The sequence below is a fragment of the Myxococcales bacterium genome (assembly GCA_022563535.1).
Taxonomy (GTDB): domain Bacteria; phylum Myxococcota_A; class UBA9160; order UBA9160; family UBA4427; genus DUBZ01.
Map to the genome: position 1 here is coordinate 18,281 of JADFNE010000017.1, position 12,707 is coordinate 30,987.

Here is a 12,707-nt window from a genome sequence, read left to right on the forward strand (position 1 = left end):
GTGTGCGCTTTCAGGGAACCAGGACGCTGTCGAGGATCATCTCGATGATGTCGTCGGCGTCCTGCCCCTCGGCTTCCGCTTCGTAGCTCAACGAAATTCGGTGCCGCAGTACATCCGGCGCCAAGGACTTGACGTCGTGGGGCGTCGCATAACTGCGGCCCTCCATGAACGCCTGGGCCTTGGCCGCCCTCATCAACCAAATTGAGGCCCGAGGGCTCGCGCCCAGCTCGATCAGGCCGTCTAATTTTGCAATGCCCGCGTCGACAGGGTCTCGGGTGGCGCGGACGAGTTCGACGATGTACGCGCGTACTTTCTCATCCACGAAGATCTGCTCGACTACGCCTCGCGCTGCAAGGATCTGTTCGACGCTCGCCACCTTGCTGATCTCGGGAGTGGGCACACCTCCCGCCATGCGATCAATGATCTTGCGCTCTTCGTCCGCAGTCGGATAGCTCACCACGACCTTCAGCATGAAGCGATCGATCTGGGCTTCGGGCAGGGGATAGGTCCCCTCGTGTTCGATCGGGTTCTGGGTCGCCAACACCAGGAACGGATCCGACAACTTGAAAGTCTCTTTTCCGATCGTCGTCTGCTGCTCCTGCATGCATTCGAGCAATGCAGCCTGCACCTTGGCGGGGGCGCGGTTGATTTCGTCCGCGAGCACAACGTTGGCGAAGATCGGCCCCTTCTTGACGCTGTAGGTTCCCTCTCTAGGATTGAAGACTTCGGTCCCGACGACATCGGCCGGCAGCATGTCCGGAGTGAATTGGATGCGCGAAAACTCGGTGTCGAGCGCTTCGGCCAGGCTTCGCACCATCAGCGTCTTCGCCAATCCGGGCACACCCTCGAGCAACACATGCCCGCCCGAAAGCAAGCCCATCAACAGTCGTGAGACCATGGCCTCCTGGCCGACCAGTACCTTGCCTACTTCGCTAACCAGGTCCCGCACAACTTTGGATTGCGTCTGAACTTGTTCGCCGAGATCACCGCCATTCATGGTGCTTTCCTTCTCCCTTGCAATTTCATGCCCGGCTGAACCGGAGATTGCCCTGGCCCGCTGTCCTTCGAACACGAGGCCGCTGCTGTGGTTTCTATGGTTTTCTATGGTTTTCTATGGTTTTCTATGGACGGGGTTGGATGGTTTCTTTCGCCCTTACCCCGCGTAACGCGGGCGCAGTCTAGCAACCCGGAGCCGATGTCACGCGTTTGCGCCCGGCCATTTCCCAGTGAGAAGAGTCCCTGCTAGACCCCGGAATCAGCACGTGGGTTCGGTTCGTGCGAAATCTGCCGGTTCGATCGCCTGTGCGTACGCCCCCAAGGCTGCTGGACGATTCCCTACCTCGCCCGGCCCGGCCGGTCCCGCGCACCGGCGCTCACAAATTCGATATCCCCGTACCATGCCCGGACGCGTTCTTTTGTGTCGTCGGTGTCGGTCATGATCGCCACGCCCACGACCTTCGGCGGATCTGCTCCGTAGAGTCGTAGGTAGTCCTCGAAGACGTCCCGCTCTTCGAACCGCCACTGGCCGGCGAACTCCGCTCCGCTCTCCACAGCAATCAGCTTCACGAACTTGCCTACATACGCACTGTCGACCGTCGCTCCCTTTTCGAGCCGACTGGCCCAGACATAGTTGATCGCGCGGCTCGGGAAGTCGCCATAGATCTTGCGGGCGATCGTGAGCGATGTTCTCTCCCAGAACGTAAAGTCCTTCGTCCCGGGTTCAAAGGTGAGGTAGATGCGGGCAGCATAGTCATCACCGTCCTTGCGCCGGGCATCCCCCTTCTCGAGCACGCCATCGACCTTCCAGCGCCAGCGCAGAATTGGATGTTCGCGCAGGTCGACAGCGGTGGCGTGCGTCAAGCCCGAGGCACTCGCGTCACTCGTCGCCGCGATCACCCAGGAGCTGTCTTCCGGATCGCGAACCAGCGCATACTCCGTATGGCGAGAGATTTTTGGAAATACGAGCGGTTGCCAACTCGACGCGAGGGTGCCGTCCGAAGTCGAGAAGCGAGCCGGCTGTGTCGTGTGAGCCTCTGCTTCGCCTCGCGCGGGCGACGCAATGAATCCGGCCATGCCGGCTACGCAAAAGACGCCAAGGACCCCGAGAACGCCGAGCACGCCCATCGCCCCCGGGATGCGAGCGGCCCGAGGACGGAACCTCGAATTCACTCCTTCGTTCATTTGCTGATCCTCTCCATCGCGACTCGGACCCTCGGCACGTGTCATTCAAATTTACCTGCGCAAACTAACGTGCGTGATTCCTTGAGTCCAGGATACACTGGACACACCGATGCCGAGACTGCTCGTATTTCAGCACGTCGCCCACGAAATTCTGGGCACTCTCGATCCCCTGTTGCGAAGTCACGGGGTTCGTATTCGCTACGTCAACTTCGGTCGCAATCCAACGGCGGTGCCCAAGATCGATGGCTACAACGGGCTCGTCGTGCTCGGTGGCCCCATGAACGTAAACGAATTTGAGTCGCACCCGCACCTCGAGACTGAACTCCGACTCATCTCCGAAGCGATCGAATGCGGCATTCCCATTCTCGGAATCTGTCTTGGTGCGCAACTGCTCGCCAAAGCCCTGGGGGCGGAGGTGCGGGCCTACGAAGAAAAGGAGATCGGCTGGTACGAACTCGAGCCGACCCCCGACGGCTTGCAGGACCCGTTGTTCAGCCACTTTGCGGAACACGAAACCGTCTTCCAATGGCACGGAGACACCTTCGACATCCCCGAGGACGCGGTCCAACTGGCGCTGGGACGAGGCTGTGCGAATCAAGCGTTTCGCTACGGCGATAGCGCCTACGGGTTGCAGTTTCACCTGGAGGTCGATGCGGCCTTGATCGAGCGCTGGCTTGCGATCCCCGCCCACGTAGCCGAGATCGAAGCCTGCGACGGACGCATCTGTCCAGATGAGATTCGCCGCGGCACCGTTCTGCACGCCGCTCGTCTCGCCGAGATCAGCGACCAGACCTTCGCCAACTTCATCGCACTGATTGGCGATTTGCGTCGGCGCGGGCGTGGCCCTCATCACTGAGAGACTGCTGAGCGACTCGTAACTAGCTCTCGAGGCACCTGAATGTTTCAAGCAATCTCTCGCTCGTAGCGCGAAACCATTGATCTTGCGTCGCAATTTCAGGCCCAGGCCGTAGGAGATTGTCGGGTTTTGATCAGCCTCGAACCGATCTCGTCTACCAGGTGTCTGGGGTGTAGTGTTCATGAAATCGAAACGCGGGACGTGGCCGCCGGTAAAAGCGGGTCGCCAGGTCTCAAACAGGGGAGGAAAGACATTGAACCTTCGAGGAGCATTGATCGCGACGGCCGCATTGGGCTTGCTCGCCGCAGGCCCGTCGGTCGCGGTCGCAGGAGATAGCGAAGGCGGCTCGGTAAAATGCGGCGGCATCAATGGATGTGGCGGCAAGGGAGAATGCGCCGCGGCAGATGGAAGTCACGGCTGCGGTGGGAAGAACAGTTGCAAGGGCAAGGGTTGGGTCCACGAGAAATCGGCAGATGCGTGCACCGAAAAAGGTGGAACCGTCCTCAAGTAACCCGGCCCCGCGCACCGCATGATTCGGTCTGCGTAGGGCTGTGAGTCAAGTTGGCGAAGCGGCCCGCGGCAGATCCTGTCGCGGGCCGATCTGCAGCGGGGGCGCCCACCGCTTTGGCAATACAGTGAAATGATCGGAGAGGGACGGCGGTGAGGGTGCAGAATCTCGGACACGGCGTTGGCTTGCGATCCCAACACTACAATCGCGTACTCGAGGCCCCCACCTCGATCGACTGGTTCGAGGTGATCTCCGAGAACTTCATGATCAAGGGCGGTCGTCCGCTTCAGGTGCTCGACCAAGTTCGCCGGGACTACCCGGTGGTGCTCCATGGCGTGAGTCTTTCGATCGGCTCGTCCGATCCCCTGGACAAGCGCTACCTCGAGGCGCTTGCGAAGTTGATCCATCGCGTGGAACCCGCTTGGGTGTCAGACCATCTTTGCTGGACCGGCGTCGGCGGACACAACGCCCACGACTTGCTCCCGCTCCCCTATACCGAGGAAGCGTTGCTCCACACGGTGCAGAGAGTGATCGCCGTGCAGGATTTTCTGGGTCGGCAGATCGCCCTGGAAAACGTTTCGACGTATCTCTCCTTTGCGGGGTCGACACTCAGCGAATGGGAATTTCTCGCCGAGCTCGCAGAGCGGGCCGACTGCGGCATCTTGCTCGACGTCAACAACATCTACGTGAGCGCCGCCAACCACGGATTTGACGCCGCAACTTATCTCGCAGGCATTCCGCGAGACCGGGTCTGGCAGATTCATCTCGCCGGCCACACCGACCACGGCAGCCACTTGCTCGACACCCACAGCCGCCCGGTCTGCGACCCCGTCTGGTCCCTCTACCGTCGAGCACTGCAGCGTTTTGGAAGCGTCGCGAGCCTGGTCGAATGGGACGAAGACATTCCAGCATGGGAAGTCCTCGAAGCCGAATGCGAACGCGCGAAGCGGGAGTGTCGGGACGTGTTTGGCAATTCGGGCCAGGTCGCTTGAGCGTGCAGCCCTTTCCCGCCCTCGAAGAGCTGCAACAACTGTTCCATCGCTTGATCCGCGCGCCCGAAGGCGTGGCCTCCGGTGTCGCCGACCTCGTCGGTCGCGGCGAACTCGAGAGCACCGACCTCTCCTTTGCCATCGCAGAAAGCGACCGATTGACGCCCAGTGAGCGACTCGACATCTACGCGAACATGTACTTCTACCGGCTCCACGACTGCATCGCCGAGGACTACCCCAGAACCAGGGCGCGAATTGGGGATGCAAAGTTTCACAACTTGATCACCGACTATCTGCTCGCCCACCCCCCCACCCACTACTCGCTGCGAGAAGCTGGCGGTGCGCTGCCCGATTTTCTCTCGCGTCACCCACTGGCTACTGAGTTTCCGGCCCTCGCCGACCTGGCGCAGCTCGAATGGGCGCGGGTCGAGGTGTTCGACGACGAAGACGCTCGACCGCTGGACCGGGAAACATTTCTCGCGGCAAGTGCGCGGAGCACAGACGAGTTCGCGCTTCGGTTGATTCCGGCCGCCCGGGTGCTCAGCCTCGACGAACGCGCACTCGCACTCTGGAAGGAAACACCCGAGGGCGAGGAACTCGAGCTCCCCGACACCGGCCGGCCGCGCTGTGTCGTAGTGTGGCGCAAAGGATTTGCAGTCTTTCATCGTTCCGGAGAGGAAGACGAAGAGGCGTGCCTCGCGGAACTTGCCACCAGCGGCATCACACTCTCCGAGCTGGCGGAGTGTCTGCTGAAGCCCGATGCCAGCGCCGAACGAACCAGCGAACGCTTTGCCGCGCTGCTCGAACTCTGGCTGAACGATGAACTCGTCACCGGCGCTCCCCTCACCCCTTCCAACCGCGAGTAGCAATAGCGTCCACCCCGATCACCGAAGAATCTTCTGGAACAACTGCAGCGGCGCCCCAATCGGGAATCGTACGCGCCAGTTTTGCCGGGCAACTCGCGCTATCGCCGGGCGAGAGTGCGGCGACCGATCTCGGCCATGGCGCACGTCGCCAGCGCCAGTCCGGTGGGACCGAGTGCGGGTAGGACAGCCGAAGGCCCGGTGAGGTACGCGAAGATGTTGTCGAACAGGCGGTCGTAGCCGGGCAGGAAGAACGAATGTTGGAGCACCTGATGGCCCGCCATCCCGATCACCCGAGCGTCGTTGCCAGGCTCGCGCAGGGTGCACAGCGCGTAGCCGTCTGGATCGACCGGCCAATTCCAGTCTGTCTCGCCGGGCTCAGCTTCATCCCACTTGCGACCGTTTATCGACGGGACCGCGCCCCAGACCAACGTGTCGGAGGGTGTCCGAGACAGCCCCGCGTCGATCATGTTGAACTGGTTCCCCGAGAGCACGCCGCGGTTGCCCGCGCTCCAGTCCCAGAAGTAGCTCGGGACGAAGTCACTGAACCCGGTGCCCTCGAACAGCCATCCCGTATCACTCGGGTGGCAAATCTTCATGTCCTGCTTCGGAAAGCCGCCGAGATTCCGAACGGGCCAAGTCGTCAGCCCGGCGAGTTCGGTCTCCCAGATCGTATCCGGGTTGTGCATTCCTACGCCAGCTCGTTCCACCCCCGTGACCGGGTCATCTTCCTCCGCGTCAAACCTGTAGGTGGTCATTGTCCCGGCAGTCACGTCGAGACGGACGCGGAAGATCGCGAACTCGTTCGACGCCAGCAGCAGCCGACCGCCATTCGCGACGTGCTGCTTCAGATGGCTCAGAAACGCGTGCGGCAGGTACTCGAACTGCCCCTGCACGACGATCAGGCTGTAAGGGTCCACGATGGAGGACTCGGGGGCCTCGGAGAAAGCGATCGCATCCATGTACTCGAAGCGGTAGCCGTTCGACTTGAGCCGACGCAGCGGACTAGGGTTGGGGTCGTGGGGATGGTCGAGACCCGGCCTGCGCCACGAGATCGTATTAACCCCCTCGCTTCCCGAACCGGCGTAGATCGACTCGCCTCCGAATCCCCCGTAGGCGGTCGGCGTGAGTGAGTCGTAGAGCCAGAGCAGGTTCGAGTAGCTCCCGGGCACGGCTGCCGTCACCACGAATCGGAATAGGTGATTGTGGGACGTGAACGAAGAACCGCTGTCACCGCTCTGGTTCTCGCGATTCTCCAACCGCATGGCGAGCGGGTCGATCGAAGCCTCGTAGATCCCTGGCTCCAAGCCCGTCGTATCCAGTGAGAGCCGGACGGGGAAAGGCATCGGCGCATCATCGACGGCAACGTTGTAGACCCCGAAGACGAACCCGCCGTTGATGTAATCCAGATGGTGAATCGTGATCTCAACCGTCGTCCAATCGAGCAGCGAGACGCGAAGATCGATAGAATCGACGCCGGCCCGGAAGGTGAACTGGTCCCCGTACAGGCCCTCACAGCACCCTGTGTCGGCGCGCGCGGGTCTCGGTCGAAATACAGATACTGCAATCCCGGCTGAGTAGAGGATGAAATTACGTCGGTTCACACGCGCAGAATATCACCCTTGCCTCGCTGAATTCAAGCGAAAAACGACCTGCCGTTTTGCGGGGCTCGACAAGAGAAATGTCAATTTTATCAAGCTGATGATGGAGGCGAGGTTGCCTAGGCCAGAATTGTATTTAGGGGGAAGAGTTGCCGCCTCCATCGCTGAAGCGTGATATCTTTCCGCTCTGATGAGCGAAGATTCTTCTGAGACGAAGGCGGGGGTCGCCCCGGCCAAGGACTATGTGCGGCAACTCGGCGTGGTGGAGAGCCTGGTTGCGATCACCAATGAATGCCAGAGCGCGCCGGTGCGCTCCGTCGCCAGTCGAGCGCTCGAAGCCATCAAGGACCGCAGCCCTGGCGTGATGCGCGAGCAGGTCTACTTCGTGCTGAGCGCAATGCAGGGCTGGCGTGGAGAACGCGCGACCCAGATCCACCGTTCGTTGTCTGCATACTACGAGAACTCCGAGCACGAGAGTTCGAATCCGCAGAGCACAGAAGCAGAAGGCGATCCCGATAAATAGAAGTAGACGTGGGAAACAACCCCAGGAGTCTGAGATGGAGAAAATCTGTTACCTCGTCTGGAAGCCGGAAGGCGTTTCGGACGCGGACTTTCGAGATCAATTGGTCGGGGAAACTGCGAAGCAGATTCTTTCGAGTGGAGTGCACAAACTCAGCATTCTTTGCGCCGACGAAACAACCGCCGCCCTCGAGAATGCGCGCATTACGCAAATGGATCGCCCGCTCTGCGGGATGATCTCGGCTTGGGTCGACCTGGCGGATGATCGGGCCCCAATCGAAGCGGCGATCGATCGCGTCACAGAGCGGAAAGCCGGCTACCTGGTGGTCGAGTCCGTACCCCTGCTGAACACGACCCATACCGCGCCCGAAGGCAAACGCACTCCGGGAACGACCCTGCTCACCTGCTTGATCCCGAAGGCCGGCATGGCCTACGAAGATTTCCTCGAACACTGGCAAGTGGTGCAACGTCAGGTCGCCCTCGAAACCCAGTGTACTTATCTCTACATCCGCAACGTCGTGGTACAAGCGCTGACCGAAGACGCACCACCCTGGGTCGGAATCGTCGAAGAAGGGTTCCCCACCGAAGCCGTGACCGATCCCATGCTCTGGTACAAGGCGGGCGACTCAAAAGAAAAGCTCGAGCAAAACCTCACGAAAATGTTGAACAGCGTGAACGCGTTCCTCGACCTCAGCCAGCTCGAGTCCCATCCCACCAGCGAATACATCATCAAGGCGTAAGTCGTCCGACACCTCATTGATTTCTCGACGGGCAAGTAGCTGTTCGCCTTCGACGATGATGGCGAGTCCGTGTTTCACCCTAGAAAGATCTCGATTGCACAAGTGACGCCGCAGGGGATATCCTATCGCTCACCAGGAGGCGAGATATATCCCGAATGGGGGGAGCAGCAACGTGACGCAACCTGCGACCATTCTTTTGGTCGAAGACGACATCATCGATCAAGCAGTCATTCGCAGAGCCGTCGAGAAAGAATTACCAGAATTCCAGTGGGCGACGGCCGATTCACTGCATTCGGCCCGTGCCTATCTAGCGAGTCATCCAGTCGACCTCGCGGTCGTGGACCTGTCCCTTGGCGATGGCTACGGCGGCGACCTCCTCAGCGACTCGTTTGATACGCCAATGATTATTCTGACCGGTACCGGGGATGAAGAACACGCAGTATCTGTTATGCGAGATGGCGCGTTCGACTATGTCGTCAAAGACATTTGTCTAGAGTACTTGAAGCGCCTACCAGGTACGATCACGGCAGCAATCGCATCCCATCAACGCAGAAAAGCAGAGATGGCCCAGCGCGAAGAGATGAGTCACTTTGTCTCAACAGCGGCACACGATCTACGATCCCCACTCGCGGCGGTACAGCTCTGCCTGGAAATAGCGGCTGAACAGCTTCGAGAAGATCCCGCTGAAGCAGAGCAGGTTTTGACTCGCGGACGAAAGACGGTCGGCAAGATGGCAGACTTCCTTTCACGGCTTCTGGCCTACTGCGGGCTGAGTGAAGGCGATCTTAGTCGCGAGCCAGTGGCCCTCAACGAGATTGTGGCTGAGGTCCTCGAAGAACTTGTTCCGTTTGAGGGCCGGCGCCTCTCGCTGGGAGTGGGACCACTTCCAACTGTTCAAGGCGACCCGATACGCCTGCGTGAGGTCTTCCAAAACCTGCTGGAAAATGCGCTGAAATTCACTCCCGAACGCGATGCCAACATCAGCGTCTATTCAGAGGATCTCGGGAACGAATGGGAAATCTCTGTAAAGGACAACGGTCCGGGTATTGACCCCGAGATTGTAAAAGATGTGTTTCGGCCCATGGTGCGACGCAATTCCGAACATGCACCTGCGGGCTACGGGCTAGGGCTGGCCGTGTGCAAGCGAGTCGTCGAACTGCACCATGGGACGATTGATCTGGAATCCATCCTCGGCGAGGGAACGACATTTCGCATTCGTCTTCCCAAGAACTCGTAGAGTCGTGTGGCCTTCATCGAAACTGAGAACGTGACTTATGCATAGAAACGCGACGCGTGTTGGCATTGTTGCTGTGCTTGTTTTTAGTGCCGCAACACTGCTGTGGCAGCTGACTCCGGGCAGACCGGATTCAGATCCGATAAGGATCACAATGCACCTGTGGCCCGGATATGCCCATGCCTACATCGCCCAGGAGAAGGGCTTCTTCAAGGAAGAAGGAGTCGAAGTCGAACTCAATTTGATCGAGGGAGTCGAAGACAACCTGGAACACTTTCGAGAAGGCAATGCGGACGCGGCCTTTGGCTTGCAATCCGACGCAATGCTCCTTTCCGCACAGGGAATCCCGCTGCACATCATGTATGTCGCCGATTTCTCAAACGGCGGAGATGTGATCATCAGCAAGTTGGAAATCACGACAATTCGCGGACTCAAAGGCAGGAGAGTCAGTGTCGACAAACTAAACGGCTTCAACCACATCTTCCTCGTCGAACTCCTGCGGTTGAACGGACTGACGGAGGACGATGTAACCGTTGTCCCTGTGCCCGCCAGTAAAGTACTGGCGGCACTGGATACGGGCAAGATCGATGCTGGGCAAACTTGGGAACCCTATCAATCTCAGGCGCTGGCAAAGGGTTACAGGCTCTTGGCAAGCACAAGAGACGCTCCGGGAATCGTCACTGACGTCTTGATGTCCGATTCGGACCTTTTCGCGAGACGACCCGAGGATGTACGCAAGATCGTGAAATGTCTGTTTCGTGCGCTCAGGTTTCGCACCACAAACGAGAATGAAGCCTACGCGATCATGTCCAAGGCCTTCAAGATGTCACCAGGAAGTCTGAAGAAAACGATTCAGGGCAATATCTTCCCTGGTCTTGCCGAGAACAACAGGGCATTTGAGAAAACTGAAGACTCGACCTCGTTGTTTCGCACCGGCAGGATCATCTCCGACTTTTTTCTCGTGAAGGGAGTCATCCAGCACCCTGTCGATCTCAACAAGCTGCACAGCCGAGAGGCTCTCCTATGAAGATTCAGACCAGGATCTTCATTGGTTACTTCGCATCAGCCCTCCTCGTTCTGGGGCTGGGACTTTCCATTCTCTTCGCGATCCAAACAGTGGGCCCAGTCGTGGATGATTTGGAACGAGGAGTAGATTCCCTTGGCCGAGCCGTATCTTTGTCGAGGCTTTCTGCAAGAATCGTTTCGCTGAGAACTGAACTGGCACGCTCGGCGTACAACGTCGCTCTTACCCGCGATCGCGGCTATGCGTTGCGATACGAACGCGACTCCCTGGAACTATCAGAGACATTCGAACACGCTATCCGTGAGTCAGACGATGAGGATGATCGGACCGTCTTTCGCAATCTCGAGGAAACTAGCCAAAGGCTAGAAACCTGGGAGAGGGAAATGATGAGTCTGGCAGACAACAACATGACTGAAGAGGCCAGGAAGTTGGCTCAGTCTCCAGATTACGTTCAGTTGAGCGAGGCAATCTCAGACTTCACGACAACACTTGCCAACACGGCGCGTTCCCATTCAAGAGACGAATTCAGCAGATTGATCGACGTATCAGTTGCGGCTCAGGAAACCCGCCAGAATCTCGAAACCGTCTTAGTGGTGACTTCAGTATCCGTGGGCGTGATCCTCTGCACGAGCATCATTATCGGAGCCCTCGTCGCCCGTTCGATCGCTCGGCCGCTCGCAGTCCTGAGGGAGGGTGCAGTGGCCATTGGCAAGGGAAACCTCGAATACAGAATCGGGTTGCACCGAAGAGATGAAATCGGCGTACTTTCGGACGCCTTCGACGGTATGGCCGCGAAGCTCTGCGCGTCGCGGGAAGAGCTGGCCTCCGGCCAACGGAGGCTGGAGACTCACGTACACGAGTTGGCCCGGTCCAACCAGGAACTCGAAGAGTTTGCCTATGTTGCTTCGCACGATCTGAAGGCCCCCTTGCGCGCGATCAACAGCCTGTCCCAGTGGATTGAAGAAGACCTGGGTGAATTGCTTGAAGGGCAGCCCCGCGAGAACATGCAGCTGCTTCGAGCAAGGGTGTCCCGACTGGGGCGACTCCTGGACGATCTTTTGACCTATTCGCGTATGGGACGGTCGAACCGAGACCGAGACCGTAGATACAGGCACCTTGGTCAGAAGCATTATCGATATGGTTGAAGCACCGCCCGGGATGGTGATTGACATCTCAGACGAGATGACCGGGCTCGAAACGAACCGCGGGCCGCTGGAACACGTATTTGGAAATCTGATCACGAACGCGATTGTGCATCACGATCGGGACACGGGGCGAATGAAGATCTCCGCGCAAAATCGGGGAGCCTTCTACGAATTCTCAGTGAAGGACGACGGGCCGGGAATTCCACCCGAACTGCACGACAAGGCCTTTCGGATGTTCCAGACCCTCCGCCCACGCGACGAACAAGAAGGCAGCGGCATTGGCCTGGCAATCGTCAAGCGGTTGGTCGAACAAAACGGAGGTAAGGTCCGGATCGACTCGCGGTCCGGTTCACGGGGGACCGCAGTACTGTTCGAATGGCCAACCCCCCCCCCGCGGATTGTCGAATTTGACCGCACCAGTCATATAACGCCTGACATCCCTCAGGCCAGATACGAAGGGAGCCGCCATGAATGGAACTGAAGCCACGATCTTGTTGGTCGAGGACGACGAGGTCGATCTGCAGGGCATGAGACGGGCTTTTGTTAGAGCCAATATCACCAATCCAATCGAGGTGGCCAAGGACGGCATCGATGCACTGGCGAAACTTCGCGGCGAAGGAGGACACAAGCCAGTCGCTCGGCCGTACATCACTGTGTTGGATCTGAATCTACCGCGAATGAACGGGATCGAATTTCTCGAAGAGCTTCGCCGGGACGAAAAACTCAAGTCGTCTATCGTCTTTTTCTTTACGACTTCTTCCAGCGATGAGGATCGCACAAAGGCCTACGAAAAGAAATTCGCCGGCTATATGGTCAAATCAAATAGCGGCAACGGTTACGCCAGGGCTGCGACCTTGTTTGAGCACTACTTGCGAGCGGTGGAGTTGCCGTAGACGAAAAGGCCCCCGCTAATGGACGGCCATTGAAACAATCCCAGGCGACCCGGCGACGAGCCATCACGCTCACTGCAAATTGCGTTGCGGCGCTGGAAGGCGGAGTGATCCAAGTAAAAAGGGCCACCGCATTGCTGCGGTGGCCCTTTTGGTA

General features: G+C 58.9%; 14 protein-coding genes. 11 read left to right on the forward strand and 3 right to left on the reverse strand.

What is annotated here, in order from left to right; genetic code table 11:
* Window positions 1–10 precede the first annotated feature (10 nt).
* Both IH881_07515 and IH881_07520 read right to left on the reverse strand, forming a co-directional pair.
* Window positions 11–997: a MoxR family ATPase gene (locus IH881_07515; protein ID MCH7867532.1), complete on the reverse strand. Its 987-nt coding sequence runs from the start codon at window positions 995–997 to the stop codon at window positions 11–13.
* Window positions 998–1,335: 338 nt separating this feature from the next.
* Complete coding sequence (locus IH881_07520) at window positions 1,336–2,181, reverse strand: DUF3047 domain-containing protein (GenBank protein MCH7867533.1); 846 nt, start codon at window positions 2,179–2,181, stop codon at window positions 1,336–1,338.
* Between the two features lie 109 nt (window positions 2,182–2,290).
* On the opposite strand from IH881_07520, the gene IH881_07525 reads away from it, so the two are divergent.
* The 4 genes from IH881_07525 (at window position 2,291) to IH881_07540 (ending at window position 5,400) form a co-directional block, all read left to right on the forward strand.
* Window positions 2,291–3,037: a gamma-glutamyl-gamma-aminobutyrate hydrolase family protein gene (locus IH881_07525; GenBank protein MCH7867534.1), complete on the forward strand. Its 747-nt coding sequence runs from the start codon at window positions 2,291–2,293 to the stop codon at window positions 3,035–3,037.
* A 253-nt stretch (window positions 3,038–3,290) separates the two neighbouring features.
* Window positions 3,291–3,548 (forward strand): hypothetical protein, encoded by a 258-nt coding sequence (locus IH881_07530; protein MCH7867535.1) that lies wholly within the window; start codon window positions 3,291–3,293, stop codon window positions 3,546–3,548.
* Between the two features lie 149 nt (window positions 3,549–3,697).
* Entirely contained in the window at window positions 3,698–4,537 is an 840-nt protein-coding gene (locus IH881_07535; protein MCH7867536.1) for a DUF692 domain-containing protein, read from the forward strand.
* Window positions 4,498–5,400: a putative DNA-binding domain-containing protein gene (locus tag IH881_07540; protein ID MCH7867537.1), complete on the forward strand. Its 903-nt coding sequence runs from the start codon at window positions 4,498–4,500 to the stop codon at window positions 5,398–5,400. The genes IH881_07535 and IH881_07540 overlap by 40 nt, the downstream gene beginning before the upstream one ends.
* Window positions 5,401–5,498: 98 nt before the next feature.
* On the opposite strand, the gene IH881_07545 is transcribed toward IH881_07540, so the two are convergent.
* A complete protein-coding gene (locus tag IH881_07545) occupies window positions 5,499–7,001 on the reverse strand; it encodes a hypothetical protein (GenBank protein ID MCH7867538.1) in 1,503 nt (500 codons plus the stop codon).
* 187 nt (window positions 7,002–7,188) lie between these two features.
* Between IH881_07545 and IH881_07550 the strand changes: the two genes are divergently transcribed.
* The 7 genes from IH881_07550 to IH881_07580 all read left to right on the forward strand — a co-directional run bounded on the left by IH881_07550 (window position 7,189) and on the right by IH881_07580 (window position 12,553).
* Window positions 7,189–7,521 carry a hypothetical protein gene (locus IH881_07550; protein MCH7867539.1) on the forward strand — a complete coding sequence of 111 codons (333 nt, stop codon included), beginning with the start codon at window positions 7,189–7,191 and terminating at the stop codon, window positions 7,519–7,521.
* A gap of 34 nt (window positions 7,522–7,555) precedes the next feature.
* Window positions 7,556–8,257 carry a hypothetical protein gene (locus IH881_07555; GenBank protein MCH7867540.1) on the forward strand — a complete coding sequence of 234 codons (702 nt, stop codon included), beginning with the start codon at window positions 7,556–7,558 and terminating at the stop codon, window positions 8,255–8,257.
* A 172-nt stretch (window positions 8,258–8,429) separates the two neighbouring features.
* Window positions 8,430–9,494 (forward strand): response regulator, encoded by a 1,065-nt coding sequence (locus IH881_07560; GenBank protein MCH7867541.1) that lies wholly within the window; start codon window positions 8,430–8,432, stop codon window positions 9,492–9,494.
* Between the two features lie 151 nt (window positions 9,495–9,645).
* On the forward strand, window positions 9,646–10,518 hold the full coding sequence (locus IH881_07565; protein MCH7867542.1) for an ABC transporter substrate-binding protein: 873 nt from the start codon (window positions 9,646–9,648) through the stop codon (window positions 10,516–10,518).
* A 380-nt stretch (window positions 10,519–10,898) separates the two neighbouring features.
* Window positions 10,899–11,660 carry a HAMP domain-containing protein gene (locus tag IH881_07570; protein ID MCH7867543.1) on the forward strand — a complete coding sequence of 254 codons (762 nt, stop codon included), beginning with the start codon at window positions 10,899–10,901 and terminating at the stop codon, window positions 11,658–11,660.
* Window positions 11,661–11,673: 13 nt separating this feature from the next.
* A complete protein-coding gene (locus IH881_07575; GenBank protein MCH7867544.1) occupies window positions 11,674–12,141 on the forward strand; it encodes a sensor histidine kinase in 468 nt (155 codons plus the stop codon).
* Window positions 12,128–12,553, forward strand: coding sequence for a response regulator (locus tag IH881_07580; protein ID MCH7867545.1), 426 nt, complete (start codon window positions 12,128–12,130; stop codon window positions 12,551–12,553). Before IH881_07575 ends, IH881_07580 begins: the two co-directional genes overlap by 14 nt.
* Window positions 12,554–12,707 lie beyond the last annotated feature (154 nt).